The organism is Desulfospira joergensenii DSM 10085 (genome assembly GCF_000420085.1).
Lineage (GTDB): Bacteria > Desulfobacterota > Desulfobacteria > Desulfobacterales > Desulfobacteraceae > Desulfospira > Desulfospira joergensenii.
In genome coordinates this window covers 966348-989094 of record NZ_ATUG01000003.1, presented here as the reverse complement: position 1 = coordinate 989094, position 22747 = coordinate 966348, and the positions used below count along the sequence as shown (strand labels likewise).

The following is a 22747-nucleotide window of genomic DNA, read 5'->3' as shown; positions in this document are numbered from 1 at the left end:
CCTGTAAATAACCAAAGCATGGAATTTTCCATGCTTTGGTTATTTTTTTGCGAGGGACTGCAATGGATTTTGAGGCTTCCACTCAATTGGAACATATGTTAGGGTCACTTTTAAGGGGAAATCCTGTAAAAAATCGTAATCCCGGGATCTGATTCCGGTCTGGTATCCCAAAAGGATATCGGAGAATAAAATGCGTTTGCCGTTTCATCCTGCGGCCACCCAGGAAGATCGTCTCCAATATCGCCAGTCTGTCCCAGGCGGTTCAGCAAGCCAACGACAACGTTGGTCAGGGATCTGCTGCAGCGGAAAATATCACCGGGGATATCGGTCAGGTCAGTTCGGCCACGGGGAAAATCCAGCAGGGTTCTGACCGGGTCAAGGAAAGTGTGGACAGGATGAGCACCATGGCAGAAGAATTAAAGAAAATCGTCCAGACCTTTAAGTTTTAAGGGACAGGACGGTTTTAAGAGCCACTCAGGAGGCAAAATGTTAAATAAGAAATCGTCCATACGATCTCAGTTCATGATCTGGATCGCCTTTGTGGTTATCCTGTCCATTTCCGGTGCAGGCTGGGTGATTAACTCCAGGGTTGAGGAGGTGGTGCGGGAAAATCTCATCAATGAACTTTCCTATTCATCCCTGGCCCTTAAAAAGGGGATAGAAACCACCCTGGATGTTTCGGTACGGAATCACCTGAGGGGGATTGCAGAGAAGAATATAGACATATTGAACAAGCTTCACCAGGATGCCGTTTCCGGAAACCTTGCACCTTCAAAGGCCAAACAACTGGCCCAGGAGATCCTGCTCACCCAGAAAATCGGAACAAGCGGGTATATTTACGTATTGGACAGTCAGGGTTTTGTCCAGGTCCATCCAAAAGGGGGAATGGAAAACAGGAACATTTCCGAGTTCGGCTTTGTTCAAACTCAGATGAAGCATAGAAAGGGATATCTGGCCTATGAATGGCGGAATCCTGGAGAACAGGAAAGTCGTCCCAAGGTCCTCTATATGGAGTATTTTAAACCCTGGGACTGGATTGTGTCGGTTTCCGGCTACCGGGACGAATTTGTCTCCCTGGTCAATGTTGATGATTTAAAGTCCCATGTTCTTTCCATTCATCTGGGGAAAACAGGACATGCCTTTATTCTGGACAGCCGGGGAAATTTCATTGTTCATCCCCGTCTTTCCGGCAGGCTGACCGATACGGATGATCCTGAGACATGGGAAAAGGTCCTCCAAACCATGAAAGAGGAGAGGAACGGACAGGCTTCCCTGACCTGGAAAAAACCGGGTTCTGTCAAAGGAATAGAAAGACTGGTATTTTTCCACGACTTTCCCGAACTGGGCCTGTTTGTAGCCACGGCAGTGGACCTGGATGAGTTGAGCCGTCTGCCCCATACTCTCCGCAGAATTATTTTAACCTCCATCATCGTCATACTGATTCTGGTCCTTCCCATCAGTTTTCTGCTTGCCTCTTCCATTACCCGCTCCCTGACCCGGCTGGCCGAACAGATCCGGCAGGCCCAATCCGGGGATTTCAGCATCCGGGCAGATGAAAATGCAAAAGGAGAGGTGGGCCTGATGGCCGGTCATTTTAACGATTATATGGCCAGGCTCCAGCATGCCCATGATAAATTGCAGAAAGAAACCGGTGAGAGAAACAGGGCCGAAGCCAGGCTGGAGATCTTTTCCAATGTCTTTGAAAATGCAATGGAAGGAATCAGCATCACCGATGCCCAGGGCAATATCCTGACCGTGAACAGGGCCTTTTCCGATATCACCGGGTATGGCCGGGAAGAGGTGATCGGCCAGAACCCGAGAATGCTCAAGTCTGACCGCCATGATGATGCTTTTTACCGGGACATGTGGCAGAGTTTGATCAACGACGGCCATTGGATGGGTGAAATATGGAACCGGCGCAAAAGCGGGGAGGCCTATCCGGAAAAGCTCAATATCAGTGCCATCAACAACAGCCTGGGGGAGACCACCCATTATATTGCCGTGTTCCATGATATTTCAGAGATGAAATCCCAGGAAGAACAGATCCAATACCAGGTCTATCATGATGCCCTCACCGGACTGCCCAACAGAAACCTGTCCAAGGACCGGTTGGCCATGGCCATTGCCCATGCCCGGCGGCAGAAAAACCGGGTGGCTGTATTTTTTCTGAACATGGACAATTTTAAGTATGTCAATGACAGCCTGGGCCATACCATGGGGGACCTGCTGCTCCAGGAGGCCGGGAAGAGATTGAAGAATCTGGTCCGGGAAGAGGATACCGTGGCCAGACTTGGCGGGGATGAATTTCTCATCATCGCCATCAATATTCAAAAGGAACAGGAAGTCATTGAACTGGCAGAACGCCTGATTGAGGCTTTCAAATCTCCTTTTTTTGTTTCCAGCCATGAGTTGTTTGTCACCCTGAGTGTGGGCATTACGGTTTTTCCGGATGACGGTTCAAATACAGGGGATCTGATGAAAAATGCCGATGTGGCCATGGTTCATTCCAAATCCCAGGGCAAAAACAAATATAATATGTTCACCCAGGAACTCAGCCGCCTGGTTTCCAACAGGATAGAACTCATGAAAGAGTTCAGGCAGGCCTTGAACAACAGGGAGTTTACCATCTATTTTCAACCCAAGGTCAATGTCTCCGCCCAGCAGGTCACCGGGGTGGAGGCCCTGGTCCGGTGGCAGAAGCCCGACGGCAGCTTGGTCAGTCCCGATGAATTTATTCCCATGGCCGAAGATACCGGCCTGATCCTGCCCCTGGGGGCCCTTGTCCTGGAAGAATCCTGCAGGGCGTTGGCCATCCTGGGAAACCGGGGGTTTCCCAGGGTGACAATGGCAGTCAATCTATCTCCCCTCCAGTTCAAGCAGGCGGATATGGTAGAACAGATCCGGAATGTCACCAGGGCCGAGGACATATCCCCGGACCTTCTCGAGCTTGAGATCACGGAAAATATAATGATGACGGACCTGGAGTCCACCGTTGAAAAACTCAATATTCTCAAACAGAGTGGATTTTCCATTGCCATTGATGACTTTGGAACCGGCTATTCATCCCTTTATTATCTGAAGACCTTTCCCATAAAAACCCTGAAAATAGACCGTTCCTTTATCCGGGATATCACCAGCGATGCCAGCGACGCCCAGATCGTGGAAACCATTATTCTCATGGCCCGGAACCTGGGACTGAAAGTGGTGGCCGAAGGAGTGGAAACCCGGGAACAAAAGGAGCTGCTGGACCGGTTCGGCTGCGATTCGATTCAGGGCTTTTACTATGCCCGACCCATGCCCTTGAACGAACTGATCCCCTTTCTGGAAAAAATGGAGGCAGGGGAGAATCTTGGGCAATAGAGAAGAATGCCCGGGCAATTATCCATTTTCAATTTTTCAGAACTGCCAGCCCCCGGGTCAGCTCAAGGGCCACACCCAGCCCCTGCCGGATATCCGGATCATTGGCGGCTTTGATCAGGGTTATCAGACCGGCGGGCTCTGCATTTTCCATGTGAATCTGTGACGGCAGTTTAGATGCATTTTCAAGCAGGGTGACGGCTTTTGGATCGGTCAGATTTCCCAGGGCCGGTCCTAATTTTTCCAGGCCCCGGGCCATCTGTTCAATTTCTTCGGGGGTGTATTTTTCAAAGATGTTTTTAAGTACATCCAGACTGATATTCAGCATTTTGAACAGATTTTTCTGCTCCAGCTCGTCCATGAAGGCAATGATTTTCGGGACTGTGATTTTCATCAGGGGTTCGGCATTGATGGCAAAATCAATGAAGTTGTGGAGCATGTCCAGGCTCTTACCAAAGTTGTCCATGTTTCGCATGGCCTTTTTGACTAAATGGAGCAGGTCATCCAGCTGGAAATCGGCTTCCACATCGGCCAATTCCCTGATCAGGGCCTGGACGGCTTCGTTGACCCGGGGGGTCAACTCCTGCTTGAGTTCCTTGATGGACGCGGCGGATTCGGCAATGGGCGTGATTTTTTCCTCCAGCCGGGTGATTCTTTCTTCTATCCGTTCCAGGATCTGTTCTTCATTAGACATGTCCCGCCTCCCTTAGGCCGTCATTCGGATCTTGCCGGCAAGGTTCATCTGGGGTTCCAGGGGCAGGTCAAGACCCTTCATCATCAGGTTCCAATAGACCCACCTGAACATCATCTTTCCCCAGTAGTTGCTCAAACTCTCCTTTAGCATGGAAAAAGGCCCCATGCCGGGAAAGGGAAACATGCCGGGAAGGGGCTCCACCTTATAGTTGAAATCCAGGAGAATGGCCTTTTCAAAACCCGAAGCCAGGAAACAGGTGGCATGGCCGTCAAACTTGGGCAGGGCCTCGTGGCCGTCCATTTCCCTGACCAGATTTTCCACCAGGGTATAGGCCATGTAATGGGCCACGGACCCGGCCTTGGATGTGGGAACATTGGTGGTATCACCGATGACAAAGATCCGGTCAAATCCCTCCGCCTTCAGGGTGAAATCGTTTGTGGGCACAAATCCCACAGGATCGCTGATGGCCGAGTCAATCAGAACATTGGCCCCCACGTTGGGAGGAATGGTCACGAGCAGGTCGTATCCCACCTTGTCCCCTTTGTGGGATTCAATGGTTTTTTCCTTGGCATTGACCTGGGCCAGGTCAAAATAGGGGATGACTTTTATGTTTTTCTTGTCGGCGAACCGGGCCAGAATTCTTGCTGCGACAGGTTTGGTAAATACGTTGTCCAGGGGAGTGACCAGTTCAATCTCCACCTGGTCCCTGACCCCGTTGACCTGTAAGAACCAGTCAGCCATGAATACGAATTCCAGGGGGGCAATGGGGCATTTAAAAGGGACTTCGGCAATGTTCAGAACGATTTTACCCGAGGAAAAGTATTTCAGCTTTTTGTGTAGGGCGGTTGCCCCTTCCAGGGTGTAAAAATCAAACACATCCACCTGCCAGGCATCGTTCATCCCGTGGATCTCCTCCGGGGAGATATCGCATCCCGTGGCAATGACCAGCCAGTCATAGTCGTAATGGCCCATCCGGGTTTCCACTCTGCGGTTACCGGGGTCGATGTTGACTATGGTGTCCACGATGAATTCCACTCCCCGGGGAATGAACTCTTTTTTGGGTTTGATGACCTCCTCCGGGGAGTAAATGCCAAAGGGAATAAAAAGATACCCGGCCTGGTAATGGTGTCGTTCATCCCGGTCAATAATGGTGATTTCAAGTTCGGACTCAGGGACTTCCTTTCTGAGCATATTGGCCACGATGGTGCCTCCGGCGCCGGCGCCGAGGATCAAGACTTTTTTCATGACAGGACCCTCCTGTGAAATAAGGATTGGGATAAATGTGGGGATATTAACCCTATATTATACCACTCGGTGGTAGCGTGTCAACGGGATTTTGAAAAAGTCATAAATGAAATATCGATTTCAGGATTCGGGATACCGGGTTTTACAAACCCGGTAAATGCATGATAGTAAGTGGATTAAACTCGGTTGATGAGGAGAGCACCATGCAAAAAAAACTGGATCTGGTCATTGTGGGTTCCGGTCCCGGAGGGATTGCCGCCGCACTTTTGGCCCAAAAGCATAAAAAAAACTATATTGTCCTTGAAAAGGGAAGTCACGTGATGCAGGGGATCCTTGAAACCTATCCCCGGGGGAAAAAGGTCTATCCCACCATTCCCAAAAGCTGTAAAGACCCGTTTCCTGTGGAGGAAATCAAGCCTCAGGATACCAGGGCGCCCGTGGAAGAATACATTGAACAGGCAAACCGGGTGGTGGATAAAAATAATCTGAGCCTGAATCTCAATGAGACATTCCAGGCCATATCCGGCCGGTTTCCGGACTATCTGGTGAAGACCAACAAGGGAACCTATTCCACTGAAAATATAATCCTGGCATTTGGGAGCAATATTCCCAATGACCTGGGGATTTACGGGGAAGCCAAGACCGTTGCCCGGAACATTGAAAATCCCGAAGATTACATCGGGGTGAATGTTCTGGTCATCGGAGGAGGAAATGCAGCGGCCGATGTGGTCTCCTCCCTGTCCAAAAGCAAGCGGGAGGCCAGTGACGCCACTTCGGTCTACTGGGCCCATATCAAGGAAAAATTCGAGATCAATACGGACACGGCCCGGGACCTGGGGGAAGAGGTCCTTCTGGGCGGACAGATCAAGATTCTCCAGCGGGCCGTACCCAAGATCGGAGAGGTGGATGCCGAGGGGATTGACCGGCTCTATATCCACCAGACCTCCGGGGCTCCCATGGGAGATGATCTTTACATGTACCAGGGCATGAGTTTTCCCATGAAAAATGTCATTGCCTGTATCGGTACCCACGGCCCTTCAGCTATTTTTGATGAATTGAACCTTCAGCAGATCACCTGCACAGGGGCCATCTGCAAGATCGCCAAGGAAGGGGAGCGGCTGCTGATGCTGTCCAGACAATTGGAGACCAGCAGCCCGGGGATCTTTGCCATCGGAGGAGCCATCAGTCCCTCTTTTATGATGATCCAGGAGGACGGGGTCATCCGGGAGACCAAGCATTCCAATTTGATCTACACGGCTGTGGTGGACGCTGTCCGGGTCATGGAAAAACTGATTCAAACCTGACCCAGAGCCCGATCTCCGGCGTGCCGGAGATCGGGCTCTTTTTAAAATTATTGATCTGCATTGAACAGATGAACATCCCGCTGGGGAAAGGGAAAGGTAATTCCTTTTTCGTCAAAGGTGATCTTTATCTTTTCGGTCAGGGCAAAGTAAACATCCCAGTAATCAACGGTTTTCACCCAGGGTCTGACCACAAGATCCACACTGGAATTCCCAAGAGCCGATACGGCAATATTGGTGGCTGGATTTTCCAGAATCCTTTTTTCTTCATTGAGGATATCGCGCAACACCTGTTTGGCCTTTGAAATATCGTCTTCATAGCTGATACCGATGACCAGATCCACCCGCCGGGTGTCGTTGGCCGTGACATTGGTGATGACGCCGGAAGTAATGCCTGAGTTGGGAACAATGACTTTCTGGTTATCCGGGGTGAAAAGGACGGTGTTGAAGATATCGATTCTTTTGACATTTCCGGTAACGCCGCCGGCACTTACAAAATCACCCACCTTGAAGGGCCTGAACAGGATCAGCATGACCCCCGATGCAAAGTTGGCCAGGGAATCTTTCAGGGCCAGACCCACGGCAAGACCGGCGGCACCGACAATGGTCAGAAAAGATGCGGTGTTAATGCCCAGCTGTCCTGCCGCAGCAATCAAAACCAGGATCAGGAGAGTATAGTAAACGATCCCGTTCATGAAATTGGTCAGGGTGATGTCCACCTTGTTTTTTTCAAGTCCCTTTTTGATCAGGCCGGCGATTTTCCGGGACAGCCATTTTCCGATGATGAAAATTAAAAGGGCCGCCACTATTTTCATGGAATATGTCGTCGCCCAGAGCGTCAGGGTGTCGATCAATTTGTCCATATCAAGGGAGAGATTATTCAGATTCACTTTGATGTTCTCCTTATTTAAATTTTGAGTTTCTTTTCACGGTACAGGGGTCTGTATATGACGAATTTTTCAGATTCGCGGCAACAGAGGGGAAAGAACGTCAATTATATACAGATAAGCCTGATTTGCTTTAAAGGGTATATACTATGATGGCGCAGAAAGTTCAAGGGGCTGAAATGGCTTCATCCGGTTTCATATTCAGATGAAGAAGAGGCTGAAAAAAAGAGGTTTATAAAGAGGAAAAAGACGAAAAATCCGTTTGGAGTTCCGGAGGGATAAAAATTGACGGTCGATTTTGTTTTCCATATCAATCGGTGTTTTCTTTCCGAGGCGATATGTCGTTGTTTGGTTTCATTACCTTTGTATTAAATATAAAATTAATAATGAATATTTTATTGACGTAAAGAAAATATGTCGTATCTTTGGATTAAAGATTATACTTTGATTTGCTCACATCATTAAACTTGGAGGATAAAATGAGTAAAATTATCGGAATTGATCTGGGTACGACCAATTCATGTGTATCCATGCTTGAAAACAATAAACCCATTGTCATTACCAACCCTGAAGGCGGGAGGACAACTCCTTCCGTGGTTGCCCTGTCCAAAAGCGGAGAGAGGCTGGTGGGCCAGTCTGCAAGGCGTCAGGCCGTCACAAACCCTGAAAACACAGTATTCGGGGTCAAACGGCTGATCGGCCGCAAGTACGACTCCCCCGAAGTCCAGAAGGATCTGTCCATTCTGCCCTATAAAATTGAACCGGCTCCGGGCGGCGGGGTAAAGATAAAGATGAACCAGACCGAATACAGTCCGGCGGAAATCTCATCCTTTATCCTGGCCAATATCAAAAACACGGCGGAAGAGGTCCTGGGTGAAAAGGTCACGGACGCCGTGATCACGGTGCCCGCCTATTTTGACGACAACCAGCGCCAGGCCACAAAGGACGCCGGCCGGATCGCAGGACTCAATGTCCTGAGGATCATCAATGAACCCACAGCCGCCGCACTGGCATACGGCCTGGACAAAAAGGGCGAAGAAAAGATCGCCGTTTTTGACCTGGGCGGCGGAACCTTTGACATATCCGTCCTGGAGATCGGGGAGGGCGTGTTTGAGGTGAAATCCACCAACGGAGACACCCACCTGGGGGGAGAGGATTTTGACCTGCGCATTGTGGAGTACCTGGCCGATGAGTTTAAAAAAGATCAGGGCATTGACATCCGAAGGGATACCATGGCGCTCCAGCGCCTGAAAGAAGCAGCAGAAAAAGCAAAAAAAGAACTTTCCTCGGCAGTGGAAACCGATATCAACCTACCCTTTATCACAGCGGATGCCAGTGGTCCCAAGCATTTGAATATCAAGCTGACCCGTGCCCGTCTGGAGACACTGATATCCGATCTTCTTGACCGGTTTGAGACCCCCTGCAGGACTGCCGTTACAGACGCGGGAATGAATTTTTCCGACATAGGGCGGGTGATCCTGGTGGGCGGTATGACCCGGATGCCGGCGGTCCAGGAACGGGTGAAAGCCATATTCAGGAAAAGTCCGGACAAGGGGGTGAACCCGGATGAAGTGGTTGCCTTTGGCGCAGCCGTCCAGGGCGGCATTCTCAGGGGGGATCTTGAAGATGTCCTGCTTCTGGATGTAACTCCCCTGTCTCTGGGAATTGAGACCCTTGGCGGGGTGATGACCCGGCTCATTGATAAGAACACCACCATTCCGGTCCAGAGAAAAGAGATCTTTTCAACGGCCGAGGATAACCAGCCGGCAGTATCTGTCCATGTGCTCCAGGGAGAGCGGGAAATGGCCTCGGACAACAAAACCCTTGGCCGCTTCGAACTGACCGGAATCGCACCGGCTTCCAGGGGCGTTCCCAAGATTGAGGTGACCTTTGATATTGATGCCAACGGCATCGTTAATGTGTCGGCAAAGGACCAGGCCACCGGCCAGGAACAGTCCATTCGGATCACCTCCTCTTCGGGTCTGTCCAAGGAGGAAATCGATGCCCTGGTAAAGGAGGCCCGGATCCATGCCGATGAGGACAGGCACAAAAAAGAGCTGGCCCAGGCCCGTAATGAAGCGGATTCCCTGATCTATGATTCGGAAAAACAGATCAACCAAGCCGGGGAAAAAATGGCTGTTGGCACCCGGGATCAGGTGGAAACCCTGATCAAAAATCTGAGGCAGGCCATGGACCAGGGAGGGCTTGGCGAGATAAAGAGATTGAGCCAGGAACTGGGTCATGCTGTCCAGGCACTGGGCAGGACCACGGAGGCAGATCCGTCGACCGGTCCGGCCCAGGGACCGTCACCGGGATTTGAAAAGGCAAATTCCGATGACGACATCGTTGACGCGGAGTTTTCTGAGGTCGCCTAGGAAAGAAATTGGGTCTATTGAAGAGCCCCAAACAGCCCTGGGAAGCATCAAGCCCACGCTTCCCAGGGCTGTTTGTATCTTTTGGTGCAGGCTTTTTGATGTTTTCCGGAAAGAGAATTCTCAAATCAGACTCGCACCATTGGGTTCACCACACTTTTCAAGGATAACCTATTGGGTGATCACCCGCGATCTTGCATTCCCGGCGAAAATTGATATAATCAAAGCCGATTAGAAATCCAGAAAAATGTAATGATATTTGTTTGAATTTTCGTCGAAAATTCAGTTGATTTTCTGGGAAAATAAAAAGGAAAGCTTAAATCAATAGGGCTGCTAAAGATAAACTGATAAAGAAATACCTCCCAATATTGCATAAAAATTTAGAGAAAAATCGATAAAATTTAAAAGAGGTCGCATGAAAAGACAATTTTTCGCCGTCGTGGGGATTTGTTTTCTTCTTTTGACAGGTCCGGTCAATGAAGGGAACGCAAGTCAGAAAAATTTGGAAAGGGCCAGACAATATATAGAGGACAACCAGATTTCCAAGGCGGTAATTGAGTTGAAAAATGCCCTGGCAGCATCCCCTGAGGATGATCATGTCCATTATCTTTTAGGAGAAGCCTATGTCAAATTAAAGGATTATAAAAAGGCCATGCCGTATTTTAAGCGGGCAGCAGGAATCAATCCGCACAATCTGGATGCCCAGCTCATGATGGGGCAAATCTACCTGAAAGGATCTGATCTGATTGAGGCCCGAAAGATTGTTAAAAGAGTCCTGGAAATCTCTCCCAAGAAGAGTAAAGCCCATCGCCTTCTTGCCGCAATTCAAATCAAAGAAAGAAATGTTCAAGCCGCCATATCCACAATGGAGAAGGCCGTTCTTCTGGCCCCTCAAGATTTTGAAGCCAATATGTTTTTATCACATCTCTATGACACTGCCGGGCAAAAGGATCTAGCTGAAACCGCTTATTTAAAGACTATCTCTTTGGATTCTTCCCGGCGTGCCCCTTATTACGAACTTTCTAAATTATATATCAGAGCCAAAAAGTGGGAAAAGGCGGAAGACCTTTTAAAAAGGGTTGCCCTGACCCCGGGTATTCAGGATTTGAAATATAGGGATTTGGCAAGGTTCTATGAAGTACAGAGAAGACTTGATCTGGCTGAAAAAAATTATCTAAAATCAGTTGGGGCTTCGCCTGAGAGGATTCAGCCTCTCATGAACCTGGCTGAGTTTTATGTCCGGGTAAATCAAAAGGACAAAGCTGTTGAACAGATGAACAAGGCCCTTTCACTGGAAAAGGATTCTGCCAGAGTCATGACCGGGCTTGCCCAGATGCATTTTTATTTTCAAGAGATGGATAAGGCGGAAAAATGGATACAAAGGGTCTTTCAGCAGGACAAGGATTATGTGGGCGCCTTGTTCCTGAAAGGCAGGATTCTCATGCAGCAGAAAAAATATTCCCGGGCCTCTGATTTTTTTACCCGGGTTATGAAAAACGATCCGTACAATGCAGGGGCCTATTACTACAACGCCGTCTGTATCAAAGAAAAAGAGGGCAGGCGGGTTTCCGATCAGGCTGCTTACCAGGCCACAGCCGGTTTGTTTCCGACCGCAGAGACCTTTGAAGAAAAAATGATCCAGGATTATTTGGAAACCGCGGTCCGGATTGATCCGGAATTTATGGATGCGAAAATGAAATTGGCGGAAAATTACCTGGCCAAAAAGGATTTAAAAAATGCCAGAAAGGAAATTGAAGAGATTTTAAAGCTCAAGCCCAGGGGGGCAAGAGTTTTAAACCTGTTGTGTGACCTGAAGCTTTTAGAGGGGGACCTTGAAGCGGCTGAAACCCTGTGTCGCTTGATGCTGAAAATCGATCCTGAATACGGCCCCGGCTATGTTCAACTGGGGCTTGTCCACATGGCAGGAGGGGCAGATCGTAAGGCGGTGGATGCCTTTAAAAATGCCCTAAAAGTCTATTCGCCGGGAAAAGAAGCGGTAAATTTTATCATCCAGGTCTATCTGGATGCAAAAAAATATGACCAGGCCCTGGAGATACTGGGAGGATATCCATTGTCAAAGGAGCCAGAACAACAGGCAATGCTGAAGTATTTAAAGGGCGGGTCAGCCTTTTCCAGGGGACAAGATCAAAGTGCCGTTCAATTTTTCAGGGATGCAATTGAACTGAGACCGGATTATCTGCCGCCCTATATCGATCTGGCAGGGATCTATATCCGGGAAAAACAGTATGAAGAAGCCTCTTTACTTTTTGAACGGGTCCTGGAAATAGATTCTGCCCATATCCCTGCCATCATGGGAATGGGATATCTATTGGAAATCAAAGGCATGCCAAAGGAGGCAAAAAAGCGGTATAGGACAGTTTTGAAATACAGCCCAAACCATGTGAACGCCGCAAACAATCTGGCATATCTCCTTTCTGAAACAGAGGATACCCTAGGCGAGGCGCTCAGCATCGCCATGAAGGCAAAAGAAAAAAATCCTAGAAATGCAAATCTTCTGGATACCATAGGCTGGATATACTTTAAAAAGAGCCGCTATGATCATGCGGTCATGGAATTCAAAGCCGGGCTTGAACTGGACCCGGAAAATCCTGTTATCTGTTATCACCTAGGTCTGGCTTATAATGAAACCAGGGAATATGAACTCTCCAGAACCTATCTGAAAAAGGCCATTGACCTGGATCCTGATTTTCAAGGATCAGATTATGCCCGGCAATTGTTGAACTGATGGCCGGAGAGAAAGGGAGGATTGGATAAAATATGAAATATTTTTCATATTTTTGTGTACTATTTTTCATATAAGCGTTTATCAGTGGATCGCCGGATGCATAAGGGACTGAAATAAGTATCGATTTTTTGTGCTGTTTGTGGGCATAAATATTGCATTTTTTCGTAACGGGGTTACTTGTTTAAATTAAAATATGGGGTAAACATGAAAATCGCAACCATTACGATTCTATGCCTTTTGTCTTTGTGCAGTACGGCCTTTGCTCTTAATTACCTGCAATTGGACGCCACACCAAGTGTTTATGACGACGGAACAGATACGGTTATTACCACTTCCAGTGTGTTTACACTTTATGCCCTTGTGGATGACGAGAAAATAGCCAAAAGCTATGCTGGTGACGATAAGTTTTATATCTCGGCCGCCCTGGTCACATCAAGCCATGAAGGCGTGGAAAAGGATGATACTGCCTTCTATGGATCCTTTAATTTCAACGGCACGGATTATTCCTTTGTTGACACCACCCAAACAAACCCTGAATACGGTACCCCTCCCATTGTTGAATATCTGGAAAAAAATCCGGACACAGTGGATTTGGCAAGCCACGGGATCTTTGACACCTATTACTATGAATTTTCTTTTACCATTGATCCCGATGATCAGGCAAATGCCTATGATGTAGAGTACAATGCCGGGGAATTCTCGGAAGCGGATGATTCAAGTGATTCAAAGAACCTTCTTTATGCCGCCTTTGATGTGGATGTTGGCAATTTAAAACCGGGCTATGAAATTCACTTCGACCTTTATACCTTAAACCTGGACGGAAGCATCAGCCAGTTTGCTCCTTGGTCCCATGATGCAGAATCCGGAGGAGATGTGCCTGAAACACCCGATACTCCGGTGCCGGAACCTGCAACATTCTTTCTCCTGGGTCTGGGACTTCTGGGAATGGCCGGCATGGGCCGGAAAAAATTGATTTAAATCCAGTCAGTGGTATGTAAAAGGCAGTCCTTTGCAATGGCTGCCTTTTTTAATGGTTTATCATTCCATGGATCATGGGTTTGGCCCTGAGGCCGCAGGCAGGTGCAATGTAAACCGGGTTCCTTTTCCGGGCCGGCTGACGACATCGATGCGTCCCCCGTGGACTTTGACGATTTCGTAAACAATGCTCAGGCCGAGTCCGGTTCCCTGGCCCACGGGTTTTGTGGTGAAAAAAGGATCAAAGATCTTTCCCAGGTTTTCTTTGGGGATGCCGGCCCCGGTATCTGATATCCGGATCTGGACGAATCTGTCTTCCTTTCTTTTTCCCCGGGTCACCATCCGGGTGGTGATGTGTATTTTCCCTTTGTCCTCAATGGCCTGGGCAGCATTGATGAGAAGGTTCATGAACACCTGGCTGATTTTCTGGGGAAAGCATTTTATTTCCGGAAGATCCTGAAAATCCCTTTCCACCTCAGCTTTATATTTGATTTCATTCCAGATGATGTCCAGAGTAGTCTCCATGGCATGGTTAATATTGATGGGTTTATACTCTGCCTCGTCGATCCTTGAAAATGTTTTCAGGTTCGAGACAATGTTTTTTACTCTGTTGATCCCGTCTATGGATTCTTCGGCAATGATTTCAAGGTCGTCCATGATCATTTGGATTTTATTTTCCGATTTAAAGGACTTGATCTTTTGGATGATCTGGCTTGCCTTTTCGTCCTCCAGGGTTTCCAATAAACATTCAGCCTCTAAATACTCTTTGTAAAGACCGTTGATTTTGCCGAAGTATTTTTTGACGGCAAAGAGGTTGGAGTTGATATAGGAGATGGGGTTGTTGATCTCATGGGCCACGCCTGCCGCCAGAAGTCCTACAGAGGCCATCTTCTCGGCCTGAACAATCATGGCGGCCTGTTTTTCCACTTTTTCCCTGAGATCCCGGTTCATATCGGCCATTTTATTGTTGGCCTCCTGAAGACGGGTTTCGAGAAGTTCGGTTTTCTTTTCCAGGTCCCGTTCATGGATCAGGGATCTGCTGATCCGGATAATTTCTCCAGGGTAAAAGGGTTTTTTCAGGAAAAAAACCTTATCATCGGATATGGCTCCAGCCGGGAATTTGTCTGGATGCCCTGAAATAACGAGTTTAACAAAAGGATCGATACTGTGGATCTGCCTCTGGAACTCGGCCATACCTGTTCCGGGCAGGGAACCGGTCTCAAGAAAAAGGATGGCAAAGGGCTCAAGGGTTGAGACGGATGTTTTTACGAGCTCCAGGGCTTCGGTTTCATCCTTTGCCATGGACACTTCATAAACGGTTGCTAAATCAAGGCTTTTTTTCTGGTCTCTTCCCTCCGTGTCAGCCGGTGCCGGATTGGGAAGAAGGATCTCTTCATATCCGCTTCCGTTATCAGTGCCGATGATCAGAATTCGATTGTTTTTTATCACATCCCTCCCACTCTTTTTCTGGCCCCTTCCTTTGAAATGCATACCTTGGAAAGAGCCGCAATTATGGATTCAGAATAGGGGGAATTGTTTAAAAAATCAATATAGCTACCTGGGATGGATCTAAATTACTTGAACAGGTCTTTTTTCAGATTCCGAAAAGAGGGGGAGGACAGCCCGGCATCATATGGTCCCTGTGAATGCTTTCCTGGGCTGCAAAATCGTCAAGTATGGTCATTGCATTCCCGGTGACAAAAGAGACAAGTCGAATATCATGGGCGGTGATCAGGTCTGCCGGGCCGGTTGAAATGGCACCGCAGATCAGGGTGGATACATCCATCTGCTTTAAAAGTCTTACCAAATCGGCAGGAGGCAGGGGCTCAATGGTTTTATAGGTTTTTTTTCGGATGACTCCGTTCTGAATATCCGCAATCAACAGGGTCCGGGCGGCATCAAATACCGGTGATATCCTGTTTCCCCAGATTGTGACGGCCAATCTCACAAAAATTTTCCTCTCTTTTGAAGAGTTAGAGATAAAGACGGTCCTGATTCATCTTCATGGTTCAGAACCTTGAATCAAGGCCGGCAGTTTATACTGGTAATATTTGCAAACCATGTGCCGGACTTTGTTTTTAAAAAATAGTCGTAAAAAAGTTTTTTAAAAACAATAAGTTAAAATATAATAACTCTGAAAAAAGAGATGGTTGCGGCAATATACAGGGTCGCAGATCTAAGACCGGTTATCCTTCATGGGTAGCGATTTTGGCCTTACTGAATTGGGGCCTTACAATGTGATGCCCAGTTTTTTTATCCGTCTGAAAAGGGTGCTTTTATGGATCCCCAGGTCTTTTGCTGCTGCGTTTTTATTATAGCTGTTCCGGGCCAGGGCATCTGAAATCAATTTAATCTGTGCGGATTTTACAGGGTCGTCGGTCTGTTCCTGGAGAGACATGGACTGCTGGGAGATAAACCCGGGCAGATGTTCCAGGCGGATCATGCCTTTGGAACAGAGAACAAACGCATGTTCGATAATATTTTCCAGCTCCCGGATATTGCCGGGAAAATCATGGGCCATGAAAGCGGCAAGAACTCTCTGGTCAATGCCATGGATGGATTTGCCCTGGCGCAGGTTCATTTTTGAGATGAATTTCTGGACCAGCAGGGGGATATCCTCCATTCTCCGGCGCAGGGGAGGCAGGGGAAGACGAATCACGTTGATCCTATAGTAGAGGTCCTGGCGGAATTGTTTTGTTTCAACCAGTTCCGTCAGGTTTTTATTGGTGGCGGCAATGATTCTGACGTCTGTTTTTTCCTTGACAAGCCCTCCCAGGGGGGTGAATTCATGTTCCTGAAGCACCCTGAGCAGGCTGACCTGGAAGGCCGGGCTGGTATCCCCGATTTCATCCAGAAAAACAGTACCCCCGTGGGCCAGGGCAAATTGTCCGGGCTTGTCCTTTACGGCATTGGTAAAGGCCCCTTTTTTATAGCCGAAGAGTTCGGATTCCAGCAGGGTGTCGGGCAGGGCTCCGCAGTTGATGGCAATAAAGGGCTTGTCTTTCCGGGGACTCATGTTGTGGATGGCCGTGGCAAGCAGTTCTTTTCCCGTACCGGTTTCGCCTTCAATCAGGACCGAGGAGTCGCTTTCGGAAACCTGGGGCAGGATCTTGAAGATTTTTTTCATTCCCCTGGAGTTGCTGACAATATCTCCGGCCTTGAAACTGCTGGTCAATTCTTTGCGCAGCTCCTCCACCAGGGAATGATCCCGGAAGATTTCAACTCCGCCGATCACATCGTTTTTATCGTCGATCAGAAGAGAGGTGGATGCGGTGATGGGGATTTTTTTTTTATCGCTGTTAATGATATAGGCCGAACTGGAGATGAAGGGTTTGCCCTCTTCCATGGTTTTTTTAAGGGCGCAGTCCTCCTCGCACATATTGGATCTGAACACCTCCCAGCAGTGACGTCCCAGGGCCTCCTCTTTGGGAATGCCGGTTATCTCCTCGGCCGCACGGTTGAACGAGGTGATCTCCCAGTTGTAGTCAATGGTAAAGACTCCGTCTGAGATGGAGTCCAGAATCACCTTGGTGGTGTCCTGGGTCAGGGGGCCGAATATCTTATTTTTATCAAGCATCTTGTATTTCATCCATGGGTTATCTGAATATTAAAGAAATTATTATCAGAGAATTTGCAAAAATGCAATGGTAGGTTCAGCTTTGACCCAGGGCAGGTTCTTTATCTTCGATTTCTCCATATTAGTTTTATTTTCAAATAATTATAATAATTTTTCTTTTTTATATCTGTCCGGAATCTCAATGTCCATACCGGCAAAGGATAAAAAAAATCGAGTTAGGTGGCGTTTTTGCAACCATGGTTTGTTGGGAAAAATAATCCTGTGAATATTTTTATCTCAAGAATTTCTTGGGGAAACCGAAATATAGTTTAAAGAAACATAGATTTAATTAAAAAGATGCTGGTTCGCGATTTCGTCGAATCCGGCACCATGGATGGAGCAAATCGATTCGAATCTAAACAGGTGAGAAGACAATGACAATTGCAGAAACAAAGATAAACGGCCGGGATACCATGGAAGTGGTTCAAAATTTTGAAAGAGTGTCACAGGTCAGTCAGGTCAAGGAGGCGGAAATAGCAAATCAGTCGTCCCAGGAGGCCAATAGCCTGACCACCCGGGATGTGACCGAAATCCTGGATTCATTTCAGGATCTGTCCCAGACCATTCAGACAAAACTCAATTTTTCTGTCCATGAGGAAAACAATGAGATCATTGTCCGGGTGCTGGATAAGGAGACCAACCAGTTGATCCGGCAGTTTCCTTCGGATGAGATGCTTGAGCTCCAGGATAAGATGAGGGATCTGGCCGGTTTTCTGCTTAATGCCAATGTTTGAGACCCTTTTTCAGGGTCTCAATTTTTTTAAAGTAAAGTTCCCTGCAAAGGGTTTCCACCTGCAGCAGATTTGAAAAGGCCTGGATAAAGTCCTGTCTTCCCAGGCTGAAGATTCCGTGACCGTATACAATTACATTATCAGAGGCTTCAAAAGCACGGGGCAGTGTATTGCACAGTCCTGTGGGACCGGTGCCCACTTCTCCGGGAACCACCGGTATGGACCGGATAAATCTTTTTTCCGGACACTGGATATGGCATCTTTTCCTGTCCGGGCACTTGGCCTTTTTTTCGGGATCACAGTCCATGGACATGATCACTGAAAATTTAGGATGGCCGTGGAGAACGGCACGGGCGCCGGTCCTCAGAAGGGTCTCCATGTGGGCGGTCAATTCGCTGGAGGCTGTCAGACCTGCACTGGACGATCCGTCCAGGGGAACCGGATCAATACATCCTGTAAGTTCGTCCAGGGAACTGCCGGTCTGGCTGATGAAAAGAACCCGGTCCAGGCAATAGGAGATATTGCCGAAATAGGAATCCACCAGTCCGTAGGAGACCAGTTCCTGTCCGGCCTGGGTCATGGCGGAATAGACTTGGTCCGGATCTGAAAAAGGTCCCTTTATCAGGTGCGGGACAGGGGGAGGTTCAGTATCCAGTCCCGGTGCCAGAGACTCAAACAATTCCTCCATTTCCTTGGACAGGGTCCGGGTCTGCAATGCTTCAAGATAATCCGTGAAAAATTTAACAAAACAGGCAAAACAGACCGAACTGACAGAAACAAATCCCTGTTCCGGACTGACCGTTCCCTGGGCGATAACGGCGGGCGGCGTAAATCCCTGTTTTGAATCCCCTGAAACAGCGATGACCACTTTTCGTTTTTTCAGGCTTTGGGCGGCCAATTCAGGGGATATCCTTTCAATCACAGGCAGATCGTGGAGAAAGGTCCGTGTCTCGCAGTCCCTGGGCCGGATCACTCCGTCGCCTTCCAATGCCCGGCGGGCGAGGAAATGGATGATCCGGTCGTAGGGAGGAGCGGGAAAGAGGCAGACCAGGGAATTGATGGCTATTTTTTTAAATATCGGCTCAAGCAGGGGAATCTCCTCTGCTTCCCGGTTCCAAACCAGGACATTGTCCAGTCCGCCCAAGATGGGGCGAAAAGATCCGTGGAAGTTCGCCAGTCCGGCATCGCAGAGTTTCTGTTCGTATTTTTTTACGAGTTTTTTCATGTCAGTCCCAGCTGTCTGGCCTTGGCTTCCATGGGGAGGCCGTCAGGGGTAAGCCCTCGTATCTCATAATATTTCCCCCTGGCCTTAAGAAAGTCGGCCCTGGAGATGGGAGGGATGGGAAGATGGGTGCTTCCGGATCCGGGTTCACTGAAAAATCGGGGAGGAAGCATATCTTCTTTGGCATCAAATCCGTTCATGGTGTTGATGATTCTTTCGTTGTAATAGATGCGCTCTCCGGTTTTCAGAAGATCCTGGGCCGAGGTGTCAAGTCCGGTGACCGCTGTAAAGGCTTTGGCGTACTCTTCAAGTCCGGCGGCAAAAAAGATGAACTTACATGCGATTAAAGAGTCCACGGCTGCGTTCAGATCTTCGGCGATTTTAATGATCCTTGCCTTGCCGCTGAAACTAAACCGGTCCGTGGCCACCGGTTTTCTCAGGATTTCATGGCTGATGGGGTAGGCCCTGAGATGGCAGCCCCCCCGTGTGGACAGGGCATAGCCCAGGGCCATGCCGTAGGCGCCCCTGGGATCATAGGCCGGCAGATCCAGGGACTTGACCGCCATGGCTGCGTCTGGATTTCCCATGGCCCCTGCATACGCGGTCGCTCCCCGGCCAAGAAGCCTTCCCTCTCCCCGGCCGTGGCCCAACTCCTCGATCAGGGACAAAATAAGCTCTTTTGTATAATCCTGCCCTGTGATTTCCCTCCGGCAGGCCAGAACCGAGGCCGTTGAAATGGTATCCAGGCCCAGGCGGCTGCACCGTTCATTGGCCTGGACCACCAGATCCTTGTCCTGGCACCCGATCAGGGCCGTAAAATGGGACATGGTTTCAAATTCAGGCATGGTAATGTCCTGACGTCCTTTTTTCCCGATTTTCTTGCACAGGATATGGCAGCCAAAGCATCCGTGTTTTTTCGGGGAATAGGCCTTTGCATAGGCAGCGGCGTTTAGCTTGGGAGCATGGTCAAATACGGTCTTTCTGAAATTGTCCGTGGGCATCATTCTCCGGTTGTCCATGAGATCGTATACTGCTCCGGTGCCCAGGCAGGTAAATCCGAATTGTCCCATGAGGGCCGGGGAGGCAGCCGTCAGTCTGAGGATCTCCTCCCGGGCCTGTTTTAGCATGCCGGAATCCTTGACCCTTGTCCGGCCGGTTCCCCGGACCAGGATATACTTTAATTTCTTTGTCCCAAGGCTGAGGCCCAGGCCGGTTCTGCCGGCGGAGTGGTGGCGGTCGGCCGTAACCGAGGCAAACCTGACCCCGTTTTCTCCGGCCGGCCCGATACAGGCCAGGGAGGCTTTCCCGGGACAGATTTTTTCATGAACCCTGTGGGTTTCAAGACCCCAGAGTTCATGGGCCGGGATGATCTCAACCTCCTGGTCTTCAATTTGAATGCCCACGGGAACCGGACTTTTGCCTTTGATGACCAGTCCGTCCCATCCGGCCCGTTTGAGCTGAAAGGCAAGTCGACCGCCCAAAGAACTGTCTCCCACAAGGCCGGTCAGGGGGGATTTGGACATGAGATGGATTCGTCCGGAGGTGGGGGAGAGGGTGGCGGTTAAGGGACCGGTAAAAAGACTGATCACCATGCCGGGGTGATCCCAGTCCAGGCCGGCGCACTGGCGAAGGTAAAATCCCCCCATTCCTCTACCGCCCATGTATTTGGTGTAAAATTCAGGGCAGGGTTCCTCCACATGGAAGTGCCTGGTTCCAAGATCAATGTGAAGAATTTTTCCGGTCCATCCATGCATCATGGCAGTCTATACCGGGAAACGGGCCTAAAATCAAGAGCCGTAAATGAAATCAGCCGTTTGCCCCGAAGGGGCAAACGGCTGATGCAGGGTCTGATTAAAGCCTGTTCTTAAAGATATTCAGGGTTCCAGGCCATCTTTTCAATGAGGGTATTCAGCCTGGCCGGATCGTTGTTGTGTTTAAAGGTGGAAAAGGCGCAGTCATCAGGGGTGACCCCGGCTTTGATGGCTTCCGCTCCCACGCGCTTGGCAACTTCAATGGAGACTTCCCTGAGATGGTCAAGGGGAGGACAGAGAATTCCGTTGGAAATATCCTGGTCACTGATAAAACCGGCAACGGCATGGGCGGCAGCAGAAAAGAAAACCGGCAGAACTTCCGTGGCGCCGGAGGCAACGATCCCAAGTCCCACACCCGGGAACACAAAGGCGTTGTTCATCTGTCCGATGCGGAAGGATTTGCCCTTATGGGTGACGGGATCAAAGGGGGAACCGGTGGCCACCAGGGCTTTTCCGTCGGTCCATTCGTACAGGTCCTCAGGGAGAGCCTCGGTCTTGGTGGTGGGGTTGCTCAGGGGCAGAATCACAGGCCGGTCCGTATTCTGTCCCACGGCATCGACGATTTCCCGTGTAAAACAGCCTGGCTGACCCGAGGTGCCGATGAGAACGGTGACCTTTTCATTTTTAACCACATTGTGCAGGGTGTTGTCTTCAGGGGTCTTGAGCCAGACCAGTTTGCCGGGATCCTTGGCAAACTTGGTTTTATAGGGCTCCAGATCCCGGTCCGAGGTAACCACTCCCCTGGAATCCAGGGTGAAGATTCTGGAGATGGCCTCCTCTTCTCCCAGTCCCTGTTCCATGAGCTCAACCAGAATCTGCTCGGCGATTCCCACACCGCCGGCACCGGCCCCGTGGACCAGGTATACCTGATCCGTCATTTTTTCTTTTTTGACCTTCATGGCGGCGATGATCCCGGTCAGGGCAATGGAACCGGTTCCCTGGATGTCATCGTTAAAGGAGATCACCTCTTTTACGTATTTATCCCTGACCGAAACAGCAGTCTGCTTTGAAAAGTCTTCCCACTGGCACAGGGCCTTGGGAAATACGGTTTTGAAAGCTTTTACGAATTTTTCAATGAACGCGGAGTACTCTTCACCCCGGATCCGTTTCTCCCGCCAGCCCAGGTAGTCGGGATCCTTGAGCAGCTCTTCGTTGTCCGTTCCCACATCCAGGGAGATGGGCAGGCAATGCCAGGGCGCTATACCCGCACCCTGGGTATAGAGCATGAGTTTGCCCAGGCAGATGGGGATGCCCCCGGCCCCCTGATCGCCGATGCCCAGGATCCCCTGGTTGTCCGTGACCACGGCCACCCGGATGTCCTGGTCTACATAATTTCTCAAAATGGTTTCGGCATGGTCGATATTTCCCGGGAAGAAATGAATCCCGTTGGCCCGTCTGAACTGGGCCGAGTACTGCTGGCAGGCCAGGCCCACGGTGGGGGTGTAGATGATGGGCAGAAACCTGATGATATCACTGGCAATCACGGCATGGGCCAGAACCACGTTCCGGTCATAGAGACTGCGGATATAGATGTAGCGCTCAATATCTGATTCTTTTTTTTCAACGATGTCCAGGCTGGGTTTTATCTGCTCTGCAAGGGTTTTTACCCTTGGGGGCAGAAAACCGCTCAGCTTCAGCCGGAGCCTTTCATCAATGGTAAAGGCCGTGCCTTTGCTGATGTTGTTGTACCGCAGGATGTCAAATCCCCGCAGATTGATGGTCACACCCGTGGTCTCGCCGTACTGACCATATTCGAACTCGTAATGATTGATTTCCATGATTTACATACG

General features: G+C 49.4%; 15 protein-coding genes. 6 read left to right on the top strand and 9 right to left on the bottom strand.

Going from position 1 to position 22747, the window contains the following annotated elements; all coding sequences use genetic code 11:
- The first annotated feature begins 486 nt into the window (after positions 1 to 486).
- Positions 487 to 3360 carry a bifunctional diguanylate cyclase/phosphodiesterase gene (locus F608_RS33785; protein ID WP_022669196.1) on the top strand — a complete coding sequence of 958 codons (2874 nt, stop codon included), beginning with the start codon at positions 487 to 489 and terminating at the stop codon, positions 3358 to 3360.
- A gap of 28 nt (positions 3361 to 3388) precedes the next feature.
- Here F608_RS33785 and F608_RS0128665 read toward each other — a convergent pair whose 3' ends face one another.
- Together F608_RS0128665 and sqr are read right to left on the bottom strand one after the other, a co-directional pair.
- Positions 3389 to 4051: a DUF1641 domain-containing protein gene (locus tag F608_RS0128665; protein WP_022669195.1), complete on the bottom strand. Its 663-nt coding sequence runs from the start codon at positions 4049 to 4051 to the stop codon at positions 3389 to 3391.
- Between the two features lie 12 nt (positions 4052 to 4063).
- Positions 4064 to 5296 (bottom strand): type III sulfide quinone reductase, selenoprotein subtype, encoded by a 1233-nt coding sequence (gene sqr, locus F608_RS0128660; RefSeq protein ID WP_022669194.1) that lies wholly within the window; start codon positions 5294 to 5296, stop codon positions 4064 to 4066.
- A gap of 203 nt (positions 5297 to 5499) precedes the next feature.
- Here sqr and F608_RS0128655 point away from each other — a divergent pair, with 203 nt between their 5' ends.
- Complete coding sequence (locus F608_RS0128655) at positions 5500 to 6600, top strand: NAD(P)-binding domain-containing protein (RefSeq protein WP_022669193.1); 1101 nt, start codon at positions 5500 to 5502, stop codon at positions 6598 to 6600.
- Between the two features lie 47 nt (positions 6601 to 6647).
- Here the strand turns inward: F608_RS0128655 and F608_RS0128650 are convergent, their stop codons facing one another.
- A complete protein-coding gene (locus tag F608_RS0128650; protein ID WP_022669192.1) occupies positions 6648 to 7487 on the bottom strand; it encodes a mechanosensitive ion channel family protein in 840 nt (279 codons plus the stop codon).
- A 476-nt stretch (positions 7488 to 7963) separates the two neighbouring features.
- On the opposite strand from F608_RS0128650, the gene dnaK reads away from it, so the two are divergent.
- The 3 genes from dnaK to F608_RS0128630 all read left to right on the top strand — a co-directional run bounded on the left by dnaK (position 7964) and on the right by F608_RS0128630 (position 13580).
- Positions 7964 to 9859, top strand: coding sequence for a molecular chaperone DnaK (gene dnaK, locus F608_RS0128640; RefSeq protein ID WP_022669190.1), 1896 nt, complete (start codon positions 7964 to 7966; stop codon positions 9857 to 9859).
- Between the two features lie 412 nt (positions 9860 to 10271).
- Positions 10272 to 12602 (top strand): tetratricopeptide repeat protein, encoded by a 2331-nt coding sequence (locus tag F608_RS0128635; RefSeq protein ID WP_022669189.1) that lies wholly within the window; start codon positions 10272 to 10274, stop codon positions 12600 to 12602.
- Between the two features lie 204 nt (positions 12603 to 12806).
- On the top strand, positions 12807 to 13580 hold the full coding sequence (locus F608_RS0128630) for a choice-of-anchor N protein (RefSeq protein WP_084681310.1): 774 nt from the start codon (positions 12807 to 12809) through the stop codon (positions 13578 to 13580).
- Between the two features lie 72 nt (positions 13581 to 13652).
- On the opposite strand, the gene F608_RS33780 is transcribed toward F608_RS0128630, so the two are convergent.
- From F608_RS33780 to F608_RS0128615, 3 genes are all read right to left on the bottom strand, one after another.
- Complete coding sequence (locus tag F608_RS33780) at positions 13653 to 15026, bottom strand: hybrid sensor histidine kinase/response regulator (RefSeq protein WP_161626905.1); 1374 nt, start codon at positions 15024 to 15026, stop codon at positions 13653 to 13655.
- Between the two features lie 145 nt (positions 15027 to 15171).
- Positions 15172 to 15525 (bottom strand): NifB/NifX family molybdenum-iron cluster-binding protein, encoded by a 354-nt coding sequence (locus F608_RS0128620; protein ID WP_022669186.1) that lies wholly within the window; start codon positions 15523 to 15525, stop codon positions 15172 to 15174.
- Between the two features lie 282 nt (positions 15526 to 15807).
- Positions 15808 to 17154 carry a sigma-54 interaction domain-containing protein gene (locus F608_RS0128615; protein ID WP_022669185.1) on the bottom strand — a complete coding sequence of 449 codons (1347 nt, stop codon included), beginning with the start codon at positions 17152 to 17154 and terminating at the stop codon, positions 15808 to 15810.
- 413 nt (positions 17155 to 17567) lie between these two features.
- Here F608_RS0128615 and F608_RS35470 point away from each other — a divergent pair, with 413 nt between their 5' ends.
- Positions 17568 to 17927 carry a flagellar protein FlaG gene (locus F608_RS35470; RefSeq protein ID WP_022669184.1) on the top strand — a complete coding sequence of 120 codons (360 nt, stop codon included), beginning with the start codon at positions 17568 to 17570 and terminating at the stop codon, positions 17925 to 17927.
- Here the strand turns inward: F608_RS35470 and F608_RS33770 are convergent.
- The 3 genes from F608_RS33770 to F608_RS0128595 form a co-directional block, all read right to left on the bottom strand.
- Complete coding sequence (locus F608_RS33770; protein ID WP_022669183.1) at positions 17911 to 19149, bottom strand: class II aldolase/adducin family protein; 1239 nt, start codon at positions 19147 to 19149, stop codon at positions 17911 to 17913. The two genes, F608_RS35470 and F608_RS33770, sit on opposite strands and share 17 nt — an antisense overlap.
- Complete coding sequence (locus F608_RS0128600) at positions 19146 to 20903, bottom strand: aldehyde ferredoxin oxidoreductase family protein (RefSeq protein ID WP_022669182.1); 1758 nt, start codon at positions 20901 to 20903, stop codon at positions 19146 to 19148. Before F608_RS0128600 ends, F608_RS33770 begins: the two co-directional genes overlap by 4 nt.
- Before the next feature lie 107 nt (positions 20904 to 21010).
- Complete coding sequence (locus tag F608_RS0128595; RefSeq protein WP_022669181.1) at positions 21011 to 22735, bottom strand: NAD-dependent malic enzyme; 1725 nt, start codon at positions 22733 to 22735, stop codon at positions 21011 to 21013.
- Positions 22736 to 22747: the final 12 nt, after the last annotated feature.